General features: G+C 61.1%; 18 protein-coding genes, 1 pseudogene and 2 riboswitches. Of the genes and pseudogenes, 9 read left to right on the forward strand and 10 right to left on the reverse strand.

The features are described from left to right. Positions 1-30: 30 nt before the first annotated feature. The 3 genes and pseudogenes from ACYZTL_RS02960 to ACYZTL_RS02970 all read right to left on the reverse strand — a co-directional run. A pseudogene (locus tag ACYZTL_RS02960) lies at positions 31-129 on the reverse strand (LysR family transcriptional regulator); the annotation flags it as partial. Continuing rightward, positions 119-247, reverse strand: coding sequence for a hypothetical protein (locus ACYZTL_RS02965; RefSeq protein ID WP_461954387.1), 129 nt, complete (start codon positions 245-247; stop codon positions 119-121). The gene ACYZTL_RS02965 and the pseudogene ACYZTL_RS02960, both read right to left, overlap by 11 nt. Continuing rightward, positions 247-657 (reverse strand): MerR family transcriptional regulator, encoded by a 411-nt coding sequence (locus ACYZTL_RS02970; RefSeq protein WP_461950511.1) that lies wholly within the window; start codon positions 655-657, stop codon positions 247-249. The genes ACYZTL_RS02965 and ACYZTL_RS02970 overlap by 1 nt, the downstream gene beginning before the upstream one ends. 77 nt (positions 658-734) lie before the next feature. Here ACYZTL_RS02970 and ACYZTL_RS02975 point away from each other — a divergent pair, with 77 nt between their 5' ends. Next, complete coding sequence (locus tag ACYZTL_RS02975; RefSeq protein ID WP_461950512.1) at positions 735-1,958, forward strand: NADH:flavin oxidoreductase/NADH oxidase family protein; 1,224 nt, start codon at positions 735-737, stop codon at positions 1,956-1,958. Between the two features lie 281 nt (positions 1,959-2,239). On the opposite strand, the gene ACYZTL_RS02980 is transcribed toward ACYZTL_RS02975, so the two are convergent. The 5 genes from ACYZTL_RS02980 to cobW form a co-directional block, all read right to left on the reverse strand. Next, positions 2,240-3,886 carry a phospholipase D-like domain-containing protein gene (locus tag ACYZTL_RS02980; protein ID WP_461950513.1) on the reverse strand — a complete coding sequence of 549 codons (1,647 nt, stop codon included), beginning with the start codon at positions 3,884-3,886 and terminating at the stop codon, positions 2,240-2,242. Positions 3,887-4,068: 182 nt separating this feature from the next. Continuing rightward, complete coding sequence (locus tag ACYZTL_RS02985) at positions 4,069-4,614, reverse strand: vWA domain-containing protein (RefSeq protein WP_461950514.1); 546 nt, start codon at positions 4,612-4,614, stop codon at positions 4,069-4,071. Positions 4,615-4,733: 119 nt separating this feature from the next. Further along, positions 4,734-5,732 carry an ATP-binding protein gene (locus tag ACYZTL_RS02990; protein WP_461950515.1) on the reverse strand — a complete coding sequence of 333 codons (999 nt, stop codon included), beginning with the start codon at positions 5,730-5,732 and terminating at the stop codon, positions 4,734-4,736. 172 nt (positions 5,733-5,904) lie between these two features. After that, positions 5,905-9,798 (reverse strand): cobaltochelatase subunit CobN, encoded by a 3,894-nt coding sequence (cobN, locus tag ACYZTL_RS02995; RefSeq protein ID WP_461950516.1) that lies wholly within the window; start codon positions 9,796-9,798, stop codon positions 5,905-5,907. A 3-nt stretch (positions 9,799-9,801) separates the two neighbouring features. After that, a complete protein-coding gene (cobW, locus tag ACYZTL_RS03000; RefSeq protein ID WP_461950517.1) occupies positions 9,802-10,863 on the reverse strand; it encodes a cobalamin biosynthesis protein CobW in 1,062 nt (353 codons plus the stop codon). Between the two features lie 102 nt (positions 10,864-10,965). Continuing rightward, positions 10,966-11,178: riboswitch (cobalamin riboswitch) on the reverse strand. Positions 11,179-11,272: 94 nt separating this feature from the next. Next, positions 11,273-11,500, forward strand: a riboswitch (cobalamin riboswitch). 120 nt (positions 11,501-11,620) lie between these two features. Here cobW and ACYZTL_RS03005 point away from each other — a divergent pair. The 4 genes from ACYZTL_RS03005 to cobM all read left to right on the forward strand — a co-directional run bounded on the left by ACYZTL_RS03005 (position 11,621) and on the right by cobM (position 13,771). Beyond that, positions 11,621-11,815 carry a CbtB domain-containing protein gene (locus ACYZTL_RS03005; protein ID WP_192416590.1) on the forward strand — a complete coding sequence of 65 codons (195 nt, stop codon included), beginning with the start codon at positions 11,621-11,623 and terminating at the stop codon, positions 11,813-11,815. 11 nt (positions 11,816-11,826) lie between these two features. Further along, positions 11,827-12,531 (forward strand): CbtA family protein, encoded by a 705-nt coding sequence (locus ACYZTL_RS03010; RefSeq protein ID WP_461950518.1) that lies wholly within the window; start codon positions 11,827-11,829, stop codon positions 12,529-12,531. Further along, positions 12,528-12,941, forward strand: a complete 414-nt coding sequence (locus ACYZTL_RS03015) for a cobalamin biosynthesis protein (protein ID WP_461950519.1) — start codon at positions 12,528-12,530, stop codon at positions 12,939-12,941. The genes ACYZTL_RS03010 and ACYZTL_RS03015 overlap by 4 nt, the downstream gene beginning before the upstream one ends. Before the next feature lie 83 nt (positions 12,942-13,024). Further along, a complete protein-coding gene (gene cobM, locus ACYZTL_RS03020; RefSeq protein ID WP_461950520.1) occupies positions 13,025-13,771 on the forward strand; it encodes a precorrin-4 C(11)-methyltransferase in 747 nt (248 codons plus the stop codon). Between the two features lie 167 nt (positions 13,772-13,938). On the opposite strand, the gene nfuA is transcribed toward cobM, so the two are convergent. Together nfuA and ACYZTL_RS03030 are read right to left on the reverse strand one after the other, a co-directional pair. Next, the gene (gene nfuA, locus ACYZTL_RS03025) at positions 13,939-14,523 is read right to left on the reverse strand and encodes a Fe-S biogenesis protein NfuA (protein ID WP_028621370.1); all 585 of its coding nucleotides are present in this window, start codon (positions 14,521-14,523) and stop codon (positions 13,939-13,941) included. A gap of 201 nt (positions 14,524-14,724) precedes the next feature. Beyond that, positions 14,725-17,022 carry a fatty acid cis/trans isomerase gene (locus ACYZTL_RS03030; protein ID WP_461950521.1) on the reverse strand — a complete coding sequence of 766 codons (2,298 nt, stop codon included), beginning with the start codon at positions 17,020-17,022 and terminating at the stop codon, positions 14,725-14,727. Between the two features lie 156 nt (positions 17,023-17,178). Between ACYZTL_RS03030 and metH the strand changes: the two genes are divergently transcribed. The 4 genes from metH (at position 17,179) to ACYZTL_RS03050 (ending at position 23,984) form a co-directional block, all read left to right on the forward strand. Further along, positions 17,179-20,889, forward strand: a complete 3,711-nt coding sequence (metH, locus tag ACYZTL_RS03035) for a methionine synthase (protein WP_461950522.1) — start codon at positions 17,179-17,181, stop codon at positions 20,887-20,889. 128 nt (positions 20,890-21,017) lie between these two features. Then, the gene (locus ACYZTL_RS03040) at positions 21,018-21,236 is read left to right on the forward strand and encodes a DUF2970 domain-containing protein (protein ID WP_461950523.1); all 219 of its coding nucleotides are present in this window, start codon (positions 21,018-21,020) and stop codon (positions 21,234-21,236) included. Positions 21,237-21,847: 611 nt separating this feature from the next. After that, positions 21,848-23,506, forward strand: coding sequence for a nitrite/sulfite reductase (locus ACYZTL_RS03045; RefSeq protein WP_461950524.1), 1,659 nt, complete (start codon positions 21,848-21,850; stop codon positions 23,504-23,506). After that, positions 23,490-23,984 carry a DUF934 domain-containing protein gene (locus tag ACYZTL_RS03050; RefSeq protein WP_461950525.1) on the forward strand — a complete coding sequence of 165 codons (495 nt, stop codon included), beginning with the start codon at positions 23,490-23,492 and terminating at the stop codon, positions 23,982-23,984. Before ACYZTL_RS03045 ends, ACYZTL_RS03050 begins: the two co-directional genes overlap by 17 nt. Positions 23,985-24,008: the final 24 nt, after the last annotated feature.

The raw sequence follows: 24,008 nt of genomic DNA on the forward strand, positions 1-24,008 counted from the left end.
GGGAGCGGGCTTGCTCGCGAAGCTTTTGCTCTAGCGATGTTTTACCCGCTCGATATACCTGGTAACCGCCGCCGATTTCTCAAACCGCCAATGAATCAACGACAGCCACGAACTCGCCTCACAGGCTCGCCAAGCCTTTGTCGGCGGTTTCCTGCTTTGGGTCGCGGGTCTGTTGTCTTTGCTGGGGGGCGTTGGTGGTGGGCACGTTGATGCGCAATCCGATCCCCGCCCCTTCGGCTGACGCCATCAGCGCGAATGCTTGAATGACGCCAGCACCCGCTCGGCATTCGCATCGCAGCCCATGCCGTCGGGTTTCGCCTGAATATCGTCAATCACCGCCAACAGCTTCGCTTTGCTCTGCGCCAGGTGCAGCTGCATTTCTTCGATCTGGTCGACTTTGCGCCTGAGACCCGCCACCAGTTCGTCGTGCTTGAACTCACCGGTCGCAGTGTCCGGCAACAACTGCTTCAACTCTTCCAGGCTGAACCCGGCCTGCTGCGCACACTGGATGAGATACAGCGTTTGCAAAACCTGGTCGGGATAATGCCGGTAGCCGTTCGCCCGGCGCTCCACTTTCTGGATCAGGCCCTGGGCTTCATAAAAACGAATACGCGACGCGTTGAATCCGCTTAACTGCGCCAATTCACCAATCTTCATCTCAGCCTCATTTGCCTGCTTGACATTAAAGTTAACTTTAAGCTTAGCCTCTACGCATCACTTATGAGGAGTCAAGCATGTCGCCCTTCCAAGCGTTGAATTTGCCCAACGGCCAGACGATCGGCAATCGCATTGCCAAAGCGGCCATGGAAGAGAACCTCGCCGATACCGGCCAGGCCCCTTCCGACGCGCTGTTTCGGTTGTATCAGGCCTGGGCCGGGGGCGAAGCCGGATTGTTGCTGACCGGCAATGTGATGATCGATCGCCGCGCGATGACCGGCCCCGGTGGCGTGGTGCTGGAAGACGAGCGGGACATGGCGCGCTTTCGTCAGTGGGCAAACATCGGCAAGACCGGCGGCGCGCAGTTCTGGATGCAGCTCAATCATCCTGGGCGCCAGACCATGGCCAACCTCGGCCAGCAAGCGTGGGCGCCCTCGGCGGTGGCGCTGGATCTTGGTTCATTTTCCAAGATGTTTGCCGAACCCAAACCCATGTCCGAGGGCGAGATCGCCGAGGTGATCACGCGCTTCGCCACCAGCGCCGCGCTCGCTGAAAAAGCCGGATTCACCGGCGTGCAGATTCATGCCGCACACGGTTACCTGATCAGTCAGTTCCTGTCGCCGCTGACTAACCGTCGAACCGACCGCTGGGGTGGGTCGCTTGCGAATCGCGCGCGCCTGCTGCTGGACGTCGTCAGCGCCGTTCGCCAAGCCGTGTCACCGCAGTTTTGTGTGGCGGTGAAGCTCAACTCCGCCGACTTCCAGCGCGGCGGATTCGATGCCGACGACGCCCGGCAAGTGATCCAGTGGCTCAACGATTCGCAGATAGATTTGTTGGAGTTGTCTGGCGGCAGCTACGAAGCCCCGGCCATGCAAGGCGAGGCACGCGATGGCCGGACCCTGGCGCGGGAAGCGTACTTTCTGGAGATGGCCGGCGAACTGGCCAGCGTGGCGCGCATGCCGGTGATGGTGACCGGCGGGATCCGGCGTCTGGCGATCGTCGAACAAGTGCTCGACAGCGGCATCGCCATGGCCGGTATCGGCACGGCGCTGGCCCTCGAACCGCAGTTGGTCAAACACTGGCGCGCAGGCCAGGACAGCCATCCGCAATTGCCGCCGATCCGCTGGAAACGCAAGGCGTTGGCCTCACTGGCGAGCATGGCCGTGGTGAAATTCCAGCTGCATCGCCTCAGCCGCGGACGCAAGCCCCGGCCCGAAGTGTCGGCCGTCTGGGCGCTGATCCTCGACCGCTTGTACATCGGCCGTCGCACGCGGCAGTACCGTCAGGCGATGGGCAAGTAATCGGGAGCGGGTGCGGGAACGAGGTGATGGTGAAGGCCCGCTACCACAAGGCAATGCTGTTCACTTAAGAGAGTCTGAACCAGAGAAACCTGTGGCGAGGGAGCTTGCTCCCGTTTGACCGGGCTGGCGCTCCAGTGCGTAGCACTCACAAAAATCGGCATTGGTCGTCAGATTTTTGGGGCCGCTACGCAGCCCAGCGCGAGCAAGCTCGCTCGCCACAAAGGTATGCATGATCCAAGAGCGCGCTTAAGTGAGCAGCATTGGCTCCCACAAGGGGACCTCTATCGGCCGGAGAAACGCAGTCGCGAGAGCTGCCGCAAATCCCCCGCGAGGTAATAATCATCGGTCCAGCTGTCATCCGCCTTCAACGGCTGCACCTGCTTCAGCGCAAGCTTCTTGGCAAAGTAGCGAAAACGGTAATGCTCGTAGAACCGCAGCAGTTCCAGGCCATAACGGTCGGCCAGATGGGTATCGCCGCGAACGATCAGGTAGTTCTCGTCGTTACCGTTACTGGCCGCAGCGCTGAGGTTGTGGCTGCCACTGATGATCGTCGGCGCGTCGCTGGTGAAGTCGGTGACCACGGCTTTGGTGTGCACCAGCAGATTACCCTTCTGGCCTTTCATGTTCTCGCGAAGCCAGCCTTCGAGCCCGGTGTTGAGCAGCGCAGTAGCGGCGAATTCGGCGGTGCGGTCGGCGTGGAAACCGGTAATGCGGCTGGCGGTGTTTTGCAGGCCGTAACGCAAAATGTCGTCGTGGGGCTGGCCGAGCAACGCATTGAGAATGTCGTCGGGCAAGGCGAACGCGGTGACGAACAGCACGTCCTTTTTCGCGGCGTTGATGATCTCGACAAACTCATGCAAATCACCCTGCCCCGAACGCGGTGAGAAACCGGCGAACACCGGTTGCTGCGGGTCCATCGGGTTGTGTTGCGTGATCCATTGCCGGGTGGCGCCGACGTCGGCCGGTGTCGCCCAGACTTGCTCGAAAGTACGCAGATAACTGGCGCTGACGCTTGCATCGTCCAGCACATGCACCACGTTGGCCTGGCGATAAACGCCGTTGGGTGTGAAGTTGGTGCTGCCACACAGCACCGCTTCGGGCTGAAGTTGCCCGGCTGCATCGACCCGGCTCAGCACTATGAATTTGTTGTGGAAGATGTTGTGAGTGATTCGCCCGCGCTTGTTCGCCGCGGGGATTTTTTCCAGGCTGGCTTCGTTGATGGCGGTGTCGTCATCGTCGGGTTGCGCGTGGTACAGCACGCGAACCTTCACCCCTCGTTCGAACGCCGCGTTGACAGCATCGACGACCACCTCCAGCTCGTATTCGTAAATGGCAATGTCGAGGGCCCACTGACCATCCACCGCCCGCTCGATAAACCCCAGCAAGCGCCCGAGCAGACCGTTTTCCAGCCATTGCCGAGGGGCATCGGGCCAGGCCTCGATGGGCAGGTTTTTGTTGGCGCTGATCTGCGCGTCGAGGTCGGGAAACTTGCGCTGGAACGCCTGACTGGCGGCCACCGCGCGGTTGAAGATCACGCTTTGATGCTGCGGCAGGCCATTGTCGGACGTGACGGTCACTTCCAGGTATTCGCCCAGCTGCGGTGCGTCAGCGCTGCCGTACGCCAAGTGAATCCGGTAATGGATCGTCATCCCCGGATTGACCGCGTAATCGGCCCAGCGAAATTTCTGCAACGGCGCGAGATCGCTCGGGGTGGCGTGGAACTGCGGGAACGTATGAGCCTTGCCGGGGAACGTCAGGCTGTTGAACAGGAACAGCCAGGGCTTGCTGCCCTGCTGTTTTTCGATGGCAAAACCCAACAGACCTTTGCGCCGGGATTCGGCCAGGTCCATGGCCAGCAGCACGCCGTTGGTGCCGGCGTAGGCTTTGACGCGGAAATCGTCCTGACTGTTTGTGGCTAGAACACGCATGATTCACTCCTTTGAATGGCTGCTTTCAGAGCATAGAGCTGCGTTGCAGATTAGCCGGATTATCCGAAACCGAGGTGATCCCTTCGCGAGCAGGCTCGCTCCCACAAGGGATTTGTCAACGCCGGAGATTAACTGTGGGAGCGAGCCTGCTCGCGAAGAGGCCAGCACAGACAACACAAAACTCAGCCTGAAATCAGCTCGTCGATATGTCGATAATCTGCTTGTAGTTCCGCGGCCAACTGCCTCGCCCGACCCAACCGAATCGGCCCCCGCTCAATATCAATCAGCAACCCCGGACACGCCAGCGCCGGCAACCTCGACCAATCCTTCAATCGCCCATCAGTCACCAGCAACAACCGCTGCTGTTCCGCCGGAAAGCGTTTTTGTCGTGCCGCGAGCCATTGCCCCGCCTCGCCGAGCGCCGCCAGCAACGGCGTGCCACCGCCCGCACCGAGGCCATCGAGCCAGTGGCGTAAACCGGTGGAAGCTTTCAACCCCTGCACTTGCCACGCTGGTGCATGACCGCTGGCCGTCAACAACGCCAGGCGCGCGCGCTGGCGGTAAGCGTCGTCGAACAGTTGCGCCAACAAACCCTTGGCATCGCTCAATGCCTGGTGGCGGCGCGTCGAGGCCGAGGCGTCGACGATCACCAGCCACAGTTCGTGGGGCGAACGGGTGCGCACCTGAAACAGGAGATCCTGCCGTTGACGAGGACGGCCATTGAGCAAGGTGCCGGGCCAGTCGATCGAGCCGCTGCGGGCGGCCTGACGTTTACCCTGTTTGCCGTTGGCCAGCTGTCCGGCACGGGGTCTGGCATTCGCCCCCGCATCAGATCGAGGGCGAATGCCTAGGGCTTTTTTGGCCAGCTCGGCACTTCACGCCGGGCTCCGACCGGCAGCGCCTGGGCAGGCATCTCGCCCCACTGGCCCTGGCCTTCGCTCGGGTTGGAGTGGTGGGGTGCGGGTTGCTGGGCCTGGTGCGGCGCCGGCGGCGATTGTTCGCGACGACGGTGACGCAAGGCGAATTCAGCGACCGCGTCGATATCGGCCTCGGCAATGGCGCTCGCACCCCGCCACGCCGCATGGGCACGGGCGGCACGCAGCCAGACCAGGTCGGCGCGCAGGCCATCGACACCGGCGGCAAAGCAGCGCTCGGTAATCTGTGCCAACGCTTCATCGTCGAGGGGGATGCTCGCCAGTGTGCTGCGCGCGTACTCGCAACGTTCACGCAGGGACTGTTGATGACTTTCCCACTCGGCGCAGAACCGTTGCGGATCGCTGTCGAAATCCAGACGCCGGCGGATGATCTGACCACGTTGGGCCGGTGCGGTATGGCCACTGAGCGCCACGTTCAATCCAAAGCGGTCGAGCAATTGCGGTCGCAGCTCACCCTCTTCCGGGTTCATCGTGCCAATCAGCACGAACTTCGCTGAATGCCGGTGGGAAATGCCGTCGCGCTCGATCAGGTTGGTGCCGCTGGCGGCGACGTCGAGCAGCAGGTCGACCAGATGATCGGGCAGCAGATTGACTTCATCGACGTAAAGCACACCGCCGTCAGCCTTGGCCAATACGCCGGGAGAAAACTGCGCACGACCTTCGCTCAGGGCCGCGTCGAGGTCGAGGGTGCCGACCAGGCGCTCTTCCGTGGCACCAAGCGGCAACGTAACGAATTGACCGCTGGCGAGCAGGTCCGCGAGGCCTCGGGCCAGGGTGGATTTGGCCATGCCGCGCGGGCCTTCGATCAGCACGCCGCCGATTTTCGGGTCGATAGCGGTGAGGTACAGGGCGAGTTTCAAGTCGTCGGCGCCGACCACGGCGGAGAGCGGGAAATGGGGGGTGTCGGTCATCTTCAATACTCGTTCATGGTCGGCTATTACTCTGTGGCGAGGGAGCTTGCTCCCGCTGGGCTGCGTAGCGGCCCCAAAAAAAAATCTGACACACAGCATTTTCAGGTTTTACGACTGCTTCGCAGCCGAGCGGGAGCAAGCTCCCTCGCCACAGCTGCCCTGCGTTCAACAGTTAGCTGTCTTCTTCTATGTCCAGTAACAAATTCTCCAGCGCCTCGCGGTACTCACCCGGTTCCTTCCACATCCCGCGCTGCTGCGCTTCCAGCATCCGTTCGGTCATGTCGCGCAAGGCATGCGGATTATGTTCGCGAACAAACTCCCGCGTCGCCGGGTCCAGCAAATAAGCATCCGCCAGCAACGCGTACTGGTGATCGTCGATCAGTTGTGTCGTCGCGTCGAAGGCGAACAGGTTATCGACCGTCGCCGCCAGTTCAAACGCACCTTTGTAGCCGTGGCGCTTCACGCCGTCGATCCACTTCGGATTGGCCGCCCGCGAGCGGATCACCCGGTTCAATTCTTCCTTCAACGTGCGGATTTTTGGCAAGTCCGGCTGACTGTGATCGCCATGGTAACTGGCCGCCGCTTCGCCGCTCAGACTTTCCACGGCGGCGAGCATGCCGCCCTGGAACTGGTAGTAGTCGTTGGAATCGAGCAAGTCATGCTCGCGGTTGTCCTGGTTTTGCAGCACGGCCTGAACCTGGCTCAGGCGCTGGGCGAACTGTTCGCGGGCGGCGGTGCCTTCGTCCGTACCGCCGTAAGCGTAGCCGCCCCAGTTCAGGTACACCTCGGCGAGGTCGTCGCGGCTTTGCCACAGGCGCCCATCAATGGCGCCCTGCACACCCGCGCCATAAGCACCGGGTTTCGCGCCGAAGATTCGCCAACCGGCCTGCCGCCTGGCCGCCTCCTCATCGAGCCCCGATTGCAGCAGCGTTTCACGCTCGGCGCGGACCTTGGCGGCCAATGGATTGAGATCGTCCGGTTCATCCAGCGCGGCGACCGCTTGCACGGCGGCGTCGAACAGGCGGATCAGATTGGCAAACGCATCACGGAAGAACCCGGACACGCGCAAAGTCACGTCGACCCGCGGACGGTCCAGCACACTCAGCGGCAGGATTTCAAAATCATCGACGCGCTGACTGCCCGTCGCCCAGACCGGCCGCACGCCCATCAGCGCCATGGCTTGCGCGATGTCATCGCCGCCGGTGCGCATGGTCGCGGTGCCCCAGACCGACAGGCCGAGCTGGCGCAGGTGATCACCGTGATCCTGCAAGTGCCGCTCAAGAATCAGGTTCGCCGACTGGAAACCGATGCGCCACGCGGTGGTGGTCGGCAGGTTGCGCACGTCCACCGAGTAGAAATTGCGCCCAGTGGGCAGCACGTCCAGGCGTCCACGACTTGGCGCGCCGCTAGGGCCGGCCGGGACGAAACGACCGCTGAGGGCGTCGAGCAGACCGCGCATTTCGGCCGGGCCGCAGGCGTCCAGTCGTGGCGCGACCACTTGGCGCAGGTTGTCGAGGATGGCTTGCACATCAGACCAGCCTGCCTCGTGTGGGAGCGGGCTTTTGTGGTGAGGGGATTTATCCCCGTTGGGTCGCGAAGCGGCCCCGGAAAATGGGACTGCTGCGCAGTCCAACGGGGATAAATCCCCTCGCCACAAAGGTATGTTCCCACAGGGTTCGGGATTGGCATTTAATACTTGCGAGATCAGTTGCGCGGCGAACAGTTCAAGGCGTTCGCGTGTGTCACCGGCCGTGCGCCAGACTTCATCAGCGACGCGCTGCAATTCAGCCGGGCGCGGCCCGGTCCAAGGCTCGGCTAACGCACAATCCAGCGGATCGAAACCCAATCCGAACGCCTTCGCCAACGCCCGCAACAAACTCGATTGCGCCCCTCGCCCATCGCCACGCGGAATGCGCAACAAGGCCAGCAACGTATCGATGCGCAAACGTCCGGTCGGCGACTCGCCGAACACATGCAGGCCATCGCGAATCTGCGATTCCTTCAAATCGCATAAATAAGTATCCAGACGCGGTAACCAGATCGCCGCATCAGCATCGCTGTCGAGCTTCTCGTCCAGTTGCAGCTCGCGGTCGATGTGCGTGTCGCGCACCAGTTGCAGGATGTCGCGTTGCAACTCCCGGGCACGACGCGGATCAAGCAATTGCGCTTCGTAATATTCGTCGGCCAACAGCTCGAGATTACGCAGCGGGCCATACGTTTCGGCGCGAGTCAGCGGTGGCATCAGGTGATCGATGATCACCGCTTGCGTGCGACGCTTGGCCTGGGCGCCCTCGCCCGGATCGTTGACGATAAACGGATAGATGTTTGGCAGCGGCCCGAGCAACGCGTCCGGCCAGCAGCTTTCCGACAGCCCGACGCCTTTGCCCGGCAGCCATTCAAGGTTGCCGTGCTTGCCGACGTGGATCACGCCATGGGCGCCGTAGGTGTTACGCAACCAGAAGTAGAACGCCAGATAGCCGTGGGGCGGCACCAGATCGGGGTCGTGATACACCGCACTCGGATCAACCTGATAACCCCGCGCCGGTTGAATGCCGATGAAGGTCAGGCCGAAACGCAGCCCGGCAATCATCATCCGTCCGCCGCGGAACATCGGATCGCTTTCCGGCGTGCCCCAGCGTTCCAGCACGGCCTGGCGGTTGGCCTCGGGCAAGGCGTTGAACATCAGGTTGTAGTCGTCCAGTGCCAGGCTTTGATGACACGGACGCTGGTCGAGGGTATCGAGGTCGTTGCTGACACCGCCGAGCAATTGCTGGATCAACGCGGTGCCGCTGCCCGGCAGTTCGGCGGGCAGCGGATAACCTTCTGCGTGCAACGCTCGGAGGATATTCAACGCGGCGGCAGGTGTATCGAGACCGACGCCATTGCCAATGCGACCGTCGCGTGTCGGGTAATTGGCGAGGATCAGCGCAATGCGTTTTTCGCTGTTCGGCACCCGCGCCAGTTCGATCCAGCGCCGCGCCAGTTCGGCGACAAAATCCATGCGCTCCGGTTGTGGCCGATAGCAGACCACATCGGACTGACTGCGCTCGCTGCGCCACGCCAGGTCCTTGAAGCTGATCGGGCGGCTGATGATCCGCCCGTCCAGTTCGGGCAGCGCGATGTGCATCGCCAGATCCCGCGGGCCGAGGCCTTGCTCGCTGGCACGCCAGCCGGGTTCGTTGTCCTGGGCGCAGATCGCCTGAATGACCGGGATATTGCGGCGAAACGGTCGCAAATGCGGCGTTTCGGGGCTGGACTGGGCGAAACCGGTGGTGTTGAGAATCACCGAGGCGCAGGCTTCATCCAGCCAGTCCTCGACCACCGTCAGGCAGCCGGGCTCCTTCAAACTGGCCACGGCAATCGGCAACGGGTTCAACCCCGCCGCTTGCAAACGTTGGCAGAAAACATCAATGAACGCGGTGTTCGCCGCCTGCAAATGCGAGCGGTAAAACAGCACCGCCGCCACCGGTTGACCGGCCTGCCAGTCGGCTTGCCAATCACTCAATGTTGCGGGGCTTTTTTGCGGGTGGTAGATCGCGGTGCGCGGCAAGGTTTGCGGTTCGGCCCACGCATAATCGCGATTCAGCCAGCGATTGGCGAGGCAGCGAAACAGATCGAGAGCGTTGGCCATGCCGCCCTGACGCAAGTAATGCCAGAGCCGATCACGGTCTTCAGGTATCACCGTGCTCAGGTCGCTGAGCTCCGGGTCCGGGCGATCATCGCCGGGCACCAGAATCAGCTGCACGCCGCGCTGCGAAAGCTCGACCAGACGCTCGACGCCGTAACGCCAATACGCGATGCCGCCGTGCAGCGAGATCAAAATCACCTTGGCGTGGCGCAGCACTTCATCGACGTACAAGTCGACCGACGCGTGATTCTGCACCTGCATCGGGTTGGCCAGGCGCACGCTCGGGTAGTCGTCGGGCAATTGCTGCGCCGCTTCGGCGAGCAACGCCAGACTGGAATCGCCGCTGCACAGGATCACCAGCTCGGCGGGGGTTTGTCCAAGGTCGGCAATGTTGTCATCCGAGACGAAACCGCCGGGCTGGGTCCTGAGCAGGTGCATGGGTTAAACGCTGAGCGCGGCGCGCAATTGCGCTTCGAGTTGCGCGGCGTCCAGCTCCTGACCGATCAACACCAGACGCGTGGTGCGCGCTTCATCGGCGCCCCACTGACGGTCGAAATGCTTGTCGAATCGCGTGCCCACGCCCTGGATCAGCAGGCGCATCGGTTTGTTCGGGATGGCGGCGAAGCCTTTGACACGCAGGATGCCGTGCTTGACCACCAGCTGGGTCAGCGCGTCCAGCAGCAGGCTTTCGTCGGCTTGGGGCAGTTCGATGGAAATGGAGTCGAAGGCGTCGTGATCGTGGTCATCTTCACCTTCATGATGGTGATCGTGATGGCTGTGACGGCTGTCGATGTGCTCTTCGGAGCCGGCGCCGAGGCCGATCAGCACGTCCAGTGGCAGACGGCCGCTGCTGGCTTCGATGACTTTCACCGCTGGTGGCAGTTCTTCGGCGACTTCCAGGCGTACGCGGGCGAGGTCTTCCGGGCTGATCAGGTCGGCCTTGTTGAGGATCACCAGGTCGGCGCTGGCCAGTTGGTCGGCGAACAGCTCGTGCAGTGGCGATTCGTGGTCCAGGTTCGGGTCGAGTTTGCGTTGGGCGTCGACCTGATCCGGGAAGGCAGCGAAAGTGCCGGCGGCGACGGCCGGGCTGTCGACCACGGTGATGACCGCATCAACCGTGCAGGCGCTGCGGATTTCCGGCCACTGGAAGGCTTGAACCAAAGGCTTTGGCAGGGCCAGACCCGAAGTTTCGATGAGGATGTGATCGAGGTCGCCGCGACGGGCGACCAGTTCGCGCATCACCGGGAAGAATTCTTCCTGAACGGTGCAGCACAGGCAGCCGTTGGCCAGTTCGTAGACCCGACCGTTGGCTTCTTCTTCGGTGCAACCGATGGAGCACTGCTTGAGGATTTCGCCGTCGATGCCCAGCTCACCGAACTCGTTGACGATCACCGCGATGCGGCGGCCCTGAGCGTTGTCGAGCATGTGCCGCAGCAAGGTGGTTTTGCCCGAGCCGAGGAAACCGGTAACGATGGTGACGGGGAGTTTGGCCAGTGTTTTCATCGGATGCCCTTTGGCAAGGTGGCGGGCATACGGGACGACGACCGCTGCTGCACAGGCAGGCGCGCGGAAGATTTCGCCACCGGATCACCCCGCCCGGTTGTAGTGAGAATTCGTGTCGAGGCAGGTCTCCTGGCTGACGGTGTGCCTGTCGCTAGACTGGCGTTTGCTGCGCCTTCCCGCGGGCTCCAGGGCTGGAGCGTGCAGTGGCGTGGCAGCGAACATCACCGTTCACAGTTGCGGGGGCAGCCGCGGCATCGACCGCGTTCCCTTCTTAGCTTCGGCAAATGCCGAAGAACCTCGAAAGCGCAAGGCTACGCATGGTGTCGAAGCGGGTCAATGTCCGTAGAATCATCATTCAGTTCCAATTGAGAACCCCTGCCAATTGACGCCCAACCCCCGCCCATGCTCTCCTACATACCTTGTTACGGGTGCCCCTCACAGGGTGAAACGGGAAACCGGTGAATCATGTGCTTTACTCAAAGCCATGTCAGTCCGGTGCTGCCCCCGCAACGGTAAGCGAGCGAAGCGTCAGATCCACTGTGCCAGCAGTTCGGCATGGGAAGGTGACGCTTGCAGGTTTCGGCTGACGCCCAAGCCCCTCGCGAGCCCGGAGACCGGCCCGCAACACAAAGTGACGATTACGTTCACTGAATAACAAACCCGCGGTGGGCGGGCGCTGTTTGAATCTCTGCGAGCCCGATTCGCGGGGATCTTCCATGCGCTCTATTCACCCGCTGACAGACCAGAGGGAAGCGCCATGTCGATCATCAGCAGCACCGGCCACACATCCGCCAGCACCACCACTACAACCTTGGCTCAACGCCTGACCGCCGCCGTCTGTGCGTCGATCCTGGGCGCGTGCCTGGTGTATTTCGCCGGTTTCTCGCACATCGAAGCGGTGCACAACGCCGCGCACGATACCCGTCACAGCTCCGCCTTCCCGTGCCATTGAGACCTGCCGACATGATCAAGCGTATTGCGCAAACCGCAGGTTTCACCGGGCTGCTGGCCGCCCTGTTGCTGACCCTGCTGCAAAGCTTCTGGGTCGCTCCGCTGATTCTGCAGGCGGAAACCTACGAAAAATCAGAACCTGCTGCTGTTGAGGTTCACCAACATGCCGCCGGTGCCGCCGCTCATACCCACGACGCCAAAGCCTGGGAACCGGAAGACGGCTGGCAGCGCGTGCTGTCCACCACGGGCGGCAACCTGGTGGTTGCAGTGGGTTTCGCGCTGATGCTCGCCGGCCTCTACACCTTGCGTGCGCCGACCAAAACCTCTCAGGGTCTGCTTTGGGGCCTGGCCGGTTACGCGACGTTCGTGCTGGCACCGACCCTCGGCCTGCCGCCTGAATTGCCCGGCACTGCCGCGGCGGATCTGGCCCAACGGCAAATCTGGTGGATCGGCACTGCAGCGTCTACCGCTGTTGGCATCGCGCTGATCGTGTTCAGTCGTCACTGGCTGATGAAGATTCTTGGCGTGGCGATTCTCGCCGTTCCTCACGTCATCGGCGCGCCGCAACCGGAAGTGCACTCGATGCTCGCGCCGCAAGCCCTGGAAGCGCAGTTCAAAATCGCTTCGCAGCTGACCAACGTGGCGTTCTGGCTGGCCCTGGGCCTGGTCAGCGCCTGGTTGTTTCGCCGCAAAAGCGATGGCCAATACCACGCATGACGGATACTGACGCAGCGCCGACTCTAGTGGTCGGCCTGGGCTGCCAGCGCGGCTGCCCTGTCAGCACGTTGCGGGCGTTACTCGATCAGGCGTTACAGGCGCATCAAATCGAACTTCACCAGATCAAGGCCCTGGCCAGCATCGACCTGAAGCGCGACGAACCCGGCCTGATCGAGCTCGCCGCACAACTTGCGCTGCCCTTGATGTACTTCAGCAGTGAACAACTGGCCGGTTATCAATCAAGACTCAGCCACCGCTCGGACATCGCTTTTGAACGCACCGGCTGCTATGGCGTAGCGGAAAGTGCCGCCCTCGCCCTCGCTGAACAACTGGCTCAGGCACCGGCAAAACTGCTGATCTTGCGACAAAAATACGCCCAGGCCACCCTGGCATTGGCCGGCACTGCGTAAAATCCTCGATAATCCCCGCCTTCGATCATGAGCAATCTTCATCTGAAGCTTTGCCCAGACCCTTTTTCTGACAGGAAACGACGATGACCGTCTACTTCATTGGCGCAGGTCCCGGCGACCCGGAACTGATCACCGTTAAAGGCCAGCGCCTGATCCGCAGCTGCCCAGTGATCATCTACGCCGGCTCCCTGGTGCCCGCCGCCGTACTTGAAGGACATTGCGCCGTACAGGTGGTCAACAGCGCCGAACTGCACCTGAAACAGATCATCGAACTGATCAAGACCGCCCACGCCAATGGCCATGATGTGGCGCGGGTGCATTCCGGCGACCCAAGCCTTTATGGTGCGATTGGCGAGCAGATTCGCTACCTGCGTGAACTCGACATTCCGTTTGAAATCATTCCCGGTGTCACCGCCACGGCGGCCTGTGCGGCGCTTTTGGGCGCGGAGCTGACGTTGCCGGACGTGTCACAGAGCGTGATTCTGACTCGCTACGCCGACAAGACTGCGATGCCCGCCGGTGAAGAACTGGGGAGTCTGGCGCAGCATGGGGCGACCATGGCGATTCACCTTGGGGTCAATCATCTGGAGAAAATCCTGGTTGAATTGCTGCCGCATTACGGCGCGGACTGTCCGATTGCGGTGATCCACCGGGCGACATGGCCGGATCAGGACTGGGTGGTGGGGACGCTGGCGGATATTGCCGGGAAGGTTGAGGCGAAAGGGTTTCGTCGAACGGCGTTGATTCTGGTGGGGCGGGTGCTAGGAAGCGATCATTTCAGCGAGTCATCGCTGTATCGCGCGGGGCATGCACATTTGTATCGGCCCTAAAGCACCTGTGGCGAGGGAGCTTGCTCCCGCTGGACCGCGGAGCGGTCCCAACATCAGCTAACGCATTCATCACGGGAGAATGCATTAGCTGCTTTGCGATTGCTTCGCAATCGAGCGGGAGCAAGCTCCCTCGCCACAGTGCCGTTTTTTATGTCGCAGCGAACACCTTAGTAGTAGGCGTTTTCTTTCTGCGTATGGTCGGTCACGTCACGAACCCCCTTGAGCTCGGGAATGCGCTCGAGCAAGGTGCGCTCGATGCCTTCACGCAGGGTGACGTCCGCCTGGCCGCAGCCTTGGCAACCGCCGCCGAACTTCAACACGGCGATACCATCGTCGACCACATCGATCAGGCTGACTTGACCGCCGTGGCTGGCGAGCCCCGGGTTGATCTCGGTTTGCAGGTAGTAGTTGATGCGCTCGTTGACCGGGCTGTCGGCGTTGACCATCGGGACTTTGGCGTTTGGCGCCTTGATGGTCAGTTGGCCGCCCATGCGGTCGGTGGCGTAGTCAACAACCGCGTCGTCCAGGAAAGCTTCGCTGAACGAGTCGATGTAAGCAGTGAAGCTTTTCAGCCCCAGCGCGGTATCTTCGGGTTTTTCTTCGCCCGGCTTGCAATAGGCAATGCAGGTTTCGGCGTACTGAGTGCCAGGCTGGGTGATGAAGACGCGGATGCCGATGCCCGGGGTGTTCTGCTTGGAAAGCAGATCAGCCAGGTAATCGTGGGCGGCGTCGGTGATGGTAATAGCGGTCATGGAAACTCCTCGCAGGCTTGGGCGCAGTTTACGCCAATCATCGCGCCGCACAAAGTCCCAGTATTTTTGTCGGGAAAGATTACGACAATCCCCCTGCCTAATGTAGGAGCGAAGCTTGCTCGCGAAGGTGTGTCAGGAAACATGTATGTAGCTGATACACCTTCGCGAGCAAGCTTCGCTCCTACGTTAGATAGGGGGGATTCAGAGATTCTCGTACCGGTTCATGTCCAGCACGCCCTCTTCCACCGGGTCGGTTTCTTGGACGTACTTGCTCAGGTCATGGAAGTAGAACCAGAACTGCGGATGGCTGCGGCGAATCCCCCAGCGCTCGACGATTTTCTCGAAACGGTTGGCGTCCCTGGCATTTTCCATCGCCTCCACAAACGCTGGCACCTGCTCGGCGGGAATGTTGAACATGAAGTTCGGATAGCTGCTGAGTACGCCGGGGAATAGGGTGAGCGTGTCGAGCCCCGGCTGGTAACGCAGCGACTCGCCCAGCAGGAACGCCACGTTGCTGTGCGCGCGGTTGCGCAACAGGCTGTATACCTCACGCTTGCCGCTCGCCGTTTCAATACGCAGCATTGTTGCTTCCGGCAACTGATCGATGACTTTCAGCCCGGCAGCAGGACGCGAGGTCAGGCGGCTGAGCGCCTGCTCGGTACTCTGCAATGCCGGATCGATATTTGGCCGCGAGCAATACGCCCCGTCGCAGCGGTTGATCGGATCGGGCTTGGCGTTGAGTTCACCGTAGCGAGCCAGCAGTTGCATCGCGAAGTCGCGCTTCGGGTCTTTCTCGTCGAGCTTCAGCGCCGTCGGTTTGTCGTTGTCGATGGCTTCATAGTCGAGCCACATCTTGAATTTACCGCTGCTTTGATACCAGTCGTCGAGATAGCCGTCCCGGGAGTCGGCAGGCATCAGACGCAGGAAGTTCTGTTCGGCGCCGTTGCGAATCAGGTCGAAATACAGACGCGTCTGAGCCTGATGGGAGACGTTACCGAACACGTCGAAGTTGACCGCCAACTGATAGTACGTGCGCTCCAACAGCGGAAAATCGAACAGCCACATCGTTTGTGGCACATCGCCGATCAGGCCCTTGTTCACCGAGGCACTGTCGAAGTGCCGGAAAATACTCAGCAGCGCGTTGTCGTTGCCTGCCCACAAGGTCGACCAGCTCGGCGCGGGCGCATCGGCGTAGTTGTCGCGGCGCAGCGCCTCGTACTCGTTGCGCTTGTCGCGGTAGTCATGCCACAGGCTCAGCACACTGCCGACGTCGTCGTTCTGCCCCGGCATCGCCAGCAATGGCGTGGCCTGGCCGCGGTAATTGGGGTCGATAATATAGAGGTCGTGTTCCGGCGCCTGAAACAACGCCCAGAAATTATCGCGGATCACGTCGGTGGCGATCTGGCCGCGACACACCGGCCCGCGGATAAACGTGCGCACGAAGTACTCGGCGTTATCGAGCATGAACTGATAGCGCGCCTGCGCCGGGATCGCCTCGAACGTGGCAAACGGATTGGCCCGGCGCTCCGGCCCGTAACCCGGCAAGGCGTTGACCTGCCATTTGCCGTTGTAGAACAGGCTTTTGATCCGCGCCATCTTCGCCGCACTCAGCGGATAGGTGATGTGGGTCTTCTGCACGATCACGCCCTGCACCGGCCACAAGCGGTAATACACCTGCGTGCCGGGATCGTCATTCGGGCGGCGCGTGTTGATCAGGTCAATCGGCTGGCCGGTGGGCGTGCGCGAACGCACCCACTGAAAGAAATGCCCCGGTTCGCCATCCTTGAAATAAATATGGGCGAGGAACCAGTGTTCAAACAACCAGCGCCCCACCAGGCTCTGGCGGGCGCCCGGTGAGTTGAGCAGGTTTTCCCATTGCACCACTTGCAAGGCTTCTTTCGCGGAAGGCACCAGACCTTGCTCGTCGATCGGCGCGCCCGAGGCCAGCCAGCGTTGCAGCGTCTGGTACTGCTGATCGGTCAGGCCGGTGACCGCCAGCGGCATGCCTTCCTTCGGATGCGTGCTGGCGTAACCGTCGAACTCGGCCGGCATCGCGCACATGTTTTCCCGGTTCAGGCCCAGGACGATGTCTTCCGGCAATTTGGCGTTGGGCGTCAGAGGCGTTTTGTGACCCAGTTCCAGCATCCGCGCCATCAACGCGGCCTGGCTGCCCTGGGCGTCGAGCACCGGATAGAAGCCTTTTTGCTGCCAGGCGTGCTTGCCGAAGGCGTCATAAAACAATCGGGTCGGCGCGGCAGCCTGACTGCGTTCGCCGTCGTAGACCGGGACTTTCGACGCGCCGCGCGCCGCCCCCTCGCCGCTGCCCAGATTGAGCTGACAGGCGGAGTCATTGCAGGCATGGCAGGCCACGCACTTTTCGGTGAAGATCGGTTGAATGTCACGGCTGTAGGAAATAGCAGCAGAAATCGCCGGATCCTGCGCCACGGCGCCCCAGCTTAAAAACAGCAATACACTGCTGATGACGACGCGATACGACATATCCCTGTTCCCGATCCTTGAAAAAACGCTGCGATTCTACCGGGACAGCGCCCACATCAACATGAGCGATATTCATGCAAAAACCGCACATGCTCTAAAAGCGCACAGGTTTGCTATGATCCCGGCCCTTCGTCATGGTCTTTCCGAGTAGTCCCAATGTCCGATCGCAGTGTTCGCCTTCAAGCCCTCAAGCACGCCCTCAAAGAGCGCATTCTGATTCTCGATGGCGGCATGGGCACGATGATCCAGAGCTACAAGCTCGAAGAGCAGGATTACCGTGGCAAGCGCTTTGCCGACTGGGCAAGCGATGTCAAAGGCAACAACGACCTGTTGGTGCTGACGCGCCCGGACGTGATCGGTGGCATCGAAAAAGCCTACCTGGATGCCGGCGCTGACATTCTGGAAACCAACACCTTCAACGCCACCCGGATTTCCATGGCCGATTACGGCATGGAAGAACTGGCCTACGAACTGAACGTAGAAGGCGCTCGACTGGCGCGCAAGATCGCCGACGCGAAAACCCTCGAGAACCCGGACAAGCCGCGCTTCGTCGCCGGCGTGCTCGGCCCGACCAGCCGCACCTGCTCGCTGTCGCCGGACGTCAACAACCCTGGCTACCGCAACGTGACCTTCGATGAATTGGTGGAAAACTACACCGAGGCCACCAAAGGCCTGATCGAAGGCGGCGCCGACCTGATCCTGATCGAAACCATTTTCGACACCCTCAACGCCAAAGCCGCGATCTTCGCCGTGCAAGGGGTGTTCGAAGAGCTGGGCGTCGAGCTGCCGATCATGATTTCCGGCACCATCACCGACGCCTCCGGCCGTACCCTGTCGGGCCAGACCACCGAAGCGTTCTGGAACTCCGTGGCCCACGCCAAGCCGATTTCGGTCGGTCTGAACTGCGCCCTCGGCGCCAGCGAACTGCGCCCGTACCTGGAAGAGCTGTCGAACAAGGCCAGCACCCACGTGTCGGCGCACCCGAACGCCGGCCTGCCGAACGAGTTCGGCGAGTACGACGAACTGCCGTCGGAAACCGCCAAGGTCATCGAAGAATTCGCCCAAAGCGGCTTCCTCAACATCGTCGGCGGCTGCTGCGGCACCACGCCGGGCCACATCGAAGCCATCGCCAAAGCCGTGGCCGGTTATGCGCCGCGCGAGATTCCGGACATTCCGAAGGCCTGCCGCCTCTCCGGTCTGGAGCCGTTCACCATCGATCGCAGCTCGTTGTTCGTCAACGTGGGCGAGCGCACCAACATCACCGGTTCGGCAAAATTCGCCCGCCTGATCCGTGAAGACAACTACACCGAAGCCCTGGAAGTCGCCCTGCAACAGGTCGAAGCCGGCGCCCAGGTGATCGACATCAACATGGACGAAGGGATGCTCGATTCGAAGAAGGCGATGGTGACCTTCCTCAATCTGATTGCCGGCGAGCCGGACATCTCTCGCGTGCCGATCATGATCGACTCCTCGAAATGGGAAGTGATCGAAGCCGGCCTGAAGTGCATCCAGGGCAAGGGCATCGTCAACTCGATCAGCATGAAAGAAGGCGTCGAGCAGTTCATTCATCACGCCAAGCTGTGCAAGCGCTACGGCGCCGCAGTCGTCGTGATGGCCTTCGACGAAGCCGGCCAGGCCGACACCGAAGCGCGCAAGAAAGAGATCTGCAAACGCTCCTACGACATTCTGGTCAACGAAGTCGGCTTCCCGCCGGAAGACATCATCTTCGACCCGAACATCTTCGCCGTGGCCACCGGCATCGAAGAACACAACAACTACGCCGTGGACTTCATCAACGCCTGCGCCTACATCCGTGACGAGCTGCCGTATGCGCTGACCTCGGGCGGAGTGTCCAACGTGTCGTTCTCGTTCCGTGGCAACAACCCGGTGCGCGAGGCGATTCACTCAGTGTTCCTGCTGTATGCGATCCGCAACGGCCTGACCATGGGTATCGTCAACGCTGGCCAACTGGAGATCTACGACCAGATCCCGGTCGAGCTGCGCGACGCCGTCGAAGACGTGATCCTCAACCGCACCCCGGAAGGCACCGACGCCCTCCTCGCCATTGCCGACAAATACAAGGGCGACGGCAGCGTCAAGGAAGCCGAGACCGAAGAGTGGCGCGGCTGGGACGTCAACAAGCGTCTGGAGCACGCCCTGGTCAAGGGCATCACCACGCACATCGTCGAAGACACCGAAGAATCCCGCCAGTCGTTCGCGCGTCCGATCGAAGTGATCGAAGGCCCGTTGATGTCGGGCATGAACATCGTCGGCGACCTGTTCGGCGCCGGCAAAATGTTCCTGCCGCAGGTGGTGAAATCCGCCCGCGTAATGAAGCAGGCCGTGGCGCACTTGATCCCGTTCATCGAACTGGAAAAAGGCGACAAGCCGCAAGCCAAGGGCAAGATCCTGATGGCCACGGTGAAAGGCGACGTGCACGACATCGGCAAGAACATCGTCGGCGTGGTGCTGGGCTGTAACGGCTACGACATCGTCGACCTCGGCGTGATGGTGCCGGCGGAGAAGATCCTGCAGGTGGCCAAGGAGCAGAAGTGCGACATCATCGGCCTGTCCGGTCTGATCACGCCTTCGCTGGATGAAATGGTCCACGTGGCCCGCGAGATGCAGCGTCAGGACTTTTACCTGCCGTTGATGATCGGCGGCGCGACCACGTCCAAGGCGCACACGGCGGTGAAGATCGAGCCGAAGTACAGCAACGACGCGGTGATCTACGTGACCGACGCCTCCCGCGCCGTGGGCGTGGCGACGCAGTTGCTGTCCAAGGAGCTGAAACCGGCGTTCGTCGAGAAGACCCGTCTGGAATACATCGACGTTCGCGAACGGACCGCCAACCGCAGCGCCCGCACCGAACGCCTGAGCTATCCGGCGGCCATCGCCAAGAAGCCGCAGTTCGACTGGAGCACCTACGCGCCGGTCAAACCGACCTTCACCGGTTCCAAAGTGCTGGACAACATCGACCTGAAAGTCCTGGCGGAATACATCGACTGGACACCGTTCTTCATCTCCTGGGACCTGGCCGGCAAGTTCCCGCGCATCCTCGAAGACGAAGTGGTCGGTGAAGCCGCGACCGCGCTGTACGCGGACGCTCAGGAAATGCTCGCCAAGCTTATCGACGAGAAACTGATCAGCGCCCGTGCGGTGTTCGGTTTCTGGCCGGCCAATCAGGTGCGTGACGACGACATCGAAGTCTACGGCGACGACGGCAAGCCATTGGCCAAACTGCATCACCTGCGCCAGCAAATCATCAAGACCGACGGCAAGCCGAATTTCTCCCTCGCCGACTTCGTCGCACCGAAAGACAGTGAAATCACCGACTACGTGGGCGGCTTCATCACCACCGCCGGCATCGGTGCCGAAGAAGTGGCCAAGGCGTATCAGGATGCTGGCGACGACTACAACTCGATCATGGTCAAAGCCTTGGCCGACCGTCTGGCCGAGGCCTGCGCCGAGTGGTTGCACCAGCAAGTGCGTAAAGAGCACTGGGGCTACGCGAAGGACGAAACGCTCGACAACGAAGCGCTGATCAAAGAGCAATACACGGGCATCCGCCCTGCTCCGGGCTACCCGGCGTGCCCGGATCACACCGAGAAAAGCACGCTGTTTGCCTTGCTCGACCCTGAAGCCAGCGAAATGAAAGCAGGCCGTAGCGGCGTGTTCCTCACCGAGCACTACGCAATGTTCCCGGCGGCGGCGGTCAGCGGCTGGTACTTCGCTCACCCGCAGGCGCAGTATTTCGCCGTGGGCAAGGTCGACAAGGATCAGGTGCAGAGCTACACGTCGCGCAAAGGCCAGGAGTTGAGCGTGACCGAGCGCTGGCTGGCGCCGAACCTGGGTTACGACAACTAAGATCAAAAGATCGCAGCCTGCGGCAGCTCCTACAAGGGTGTACACATAACCCTGTAGGAGCTGCCGCAGGCTGCGATCTTTTTTGCATTGTCTATGCTTACTTTTCACATAGTGGTGACGAGGGGTTTATGGACGATCCAGTCGACAACAAGCCGCCCACGTTCTGGCAGATGCTGCACAGCGTCATGGCGGCGGCGTTCGGGGTGCAGAGCGGGAAGAACCGGGCCCGGGATTTCACTCACGGCAAGCCCAGTCATTTCGTGATTCTGGGGATTCTGTTCACGGCGGTGTTCGCATTGACGCTCTACGGCATCGTGCAGCTGGTGGTACTGCTGGCAGGGGTTTAGCGCATCAGGGTTGGCAAGTTGAACAGATTGCGCCGGCCGACAGTCGACGGAAGTCCACGCCCCGATCGAGGCCATGCAATTCCAGCATTGATCGTCCAAGCCCACAGAAATTCGCTGCGCATTCTAGCCAGCGAACCTCCGAAAAACGGCGCTTATTCCGGCTTTTGGCCGACAATCGTCAGAGTCGGGCCCGGACGGGGTCGGTTACTGATGGCTGACCCAGAATACCGCGGTGCCCACGACCAGCATGATCAGAAACAGAATGGCCCAGGCATCGACCGTACTGTCAGGCTTTGAAGCTTTGTCAGGGTTGTTCATTGCATCGCCTCTTGTCGGTTTTATCGGTGATTGCATAAAGACTCGACCACAGTAAAGACGAGGATTGCCCGCGCGACAAATACGGGTTTATCAATAACGGTTCTCGTTAGTCGTTTTGGTTCTTTACATATACTCAAACATCACTTTTGCGCATAACTCCAAACTGGTATCTTGCCCCGGCTCCGTAGGGAGTGCGCGGCCGTGCGCGCAGAATTGCCGAGGCAGTATCGGAGACTTTCCAGGCGAAAAACGCAACTGGATCCGACCGGCCCAAGCCTGAGAACAGGACTTATATGTACGTATACGACGAGTACGATCAGCGGATCATCGAGGACCGCGTCAAGCAGTTCCGTGATCAGACCCGACGCTATCTGGCAGGCGAGCTGAGCGAAGAAGAATTCCGCCCTCTGCGCCTGCAAAACGGGCTTTATATCCAGCGCTTCGCGCCGATGTTGCGGGTGGCGGTGCCTTACGGCCAGCTGACTTCGCGCCAGACGCGAATGATGGCGAAGATTGCCCGCGACTACGACAAGGGCTATGCCCACATCAGTACCCGCCAGAACGTGCAGTTCAACTGGCCGGCGCTGGAAGACATCCCGGACATCCTGGCTGAACTGGCCACCGTGCAAATGCACGCGATCCAGACCAGCGGCAACTGCCTGCGCAACGTCACCACCGACCAGTTCGCCGGTGTCGCTGCCGACGAGTTGATCGACCCGCGCCCATGGTGCGAGATCGTTCGCCAATGGACGACCTTCCACCCGGAATTCGCTTACCTGCCGCGCAAGTTCAAGATCGCCATCAACGGTTCGACGTCTGATCGTGCCGCCATCGAAGTCCACGACATCGGCCTTGAGCCGGTGCACAACGCCGCGGGCGAACTGGGCTTCCGTGTGCTGGTCGGCGGTGGACTGGGCCGTACCCCGGTGGTCGGCGCGTTCATCAATGAATTCCTGCCGTGGCAAGACCTGTTGAGCTACCTCGACGCCATCCTGCGCGTTTACAACCGCTATGGCCGTCGTGACAACAAGTACAAGGCGCGGATCAAGATTCTGGTCAAGGCCCTGACGCCTGAAGTCTTCGCGCAAAAAGTCGATGCGGAAATGGAACACCTTCGCGGTGGCCAGACCACGCTGACCGAAGCCGAAGTGCATCGCGTTGCCAAACACTTCGTTGACCCGGACTACAAGGCGCTGGACAACCAGACGGCCGAACTGGCCGAACTCGACAAGCAACACCCTGGCTTCGCTCGCTGGCGCACTCGCAATACCCTGGCGCACAAGAAGCCGGGTTACGTGGCCGTGACCCTGTCCCTGAAGCCGACCGGCGTTGCGCCGGGCGACATCACCGACAAGCAGCTCGACGCCGTGGCCGACCTGGCCGATCGTTACAGCTTCGGTCAACTGCGCACTTCCCACGAGCAGAACATCATTCTGGCCGACGTCGAGCAGACTCAACTGTTCGCGATGTGGGGCGAATTGCGCGAGCAAGGTTTCGCCACGCCGAACATCGGTTTGTTGACCGACATCATCTGCTGCCCTGGCGGTGATTTCTGCTCGCTGGCCAACGCCAAGTCGATTCCGATCGCCGAATCCATCCAGCGTCGTTTCGATGACCTGGATTACCTGTTCGACATCGGTGAACTGGACCTGAACATCTCCGGTTGCATGAACGCCTGCGGTCACCACCACGTCGGCCACATCGGCATCCTCGGGGTGGACAAGAAAGGCGAAGAGTTCTACCAGGTGTCCCTGGGTGGCAGCGCCAGTCGCGACGCCAGCCTGGGCAAGATCCTCGGCCCGTCCTTTGCCCAGGACGCCATGCCTGACGTGATCGAAAAGCTGATCGACGTGTACATCGAACAACGTACCGAAGACGAGCGCTTCATCGACACCTATCAACGTATTGGCATCGACCTCTTCAAGGAACGCGTCTATGCAGCGAATCATTAAGAACAACGAAGTCGTCGACGAAACCTGGCACCTGCTGCCCAAGGACTTCAACATCGACGAGATCAGCAACTGCGACGACCTGATCGTGCCGCTGACGCTCTGGCGCGAACACGGCCGCATGCTCAAGGCCCGCGACGGTGGTCTGGGCGTTTGGCTGGACGCTGACGAAGAAGCTGAAGAGATCGGTGACGACGTGGAAAACTTCCAGGTGATCGCCCTGAATTTCCCGGCCTTCACTGATGGCCGCAACTACTCCAACGCCCGCCTGCTGCGTGACCGTTACGGTTTCAAAGGCGAACTGCGGGCGATTGGCGATGTGCTGCGCGACCAGCTGTTCTACCTGCATCGCTGCGGTTTCGATGCATTTGCTATTCGCGCCGATAAAGACCCGTATGAAGCCCTTGAAGGTCTCAAGGACTTCTCGGTGACCTATCAGGCCGCTACCGACGAACCGTTGCCGCTGTTCCGTCGCCGTTGACCGTGATGCCTTGAGCCCCTACGG

This window comes from Pseudomonas sp. LB3P81 (genome assembly GCF_054897965.1).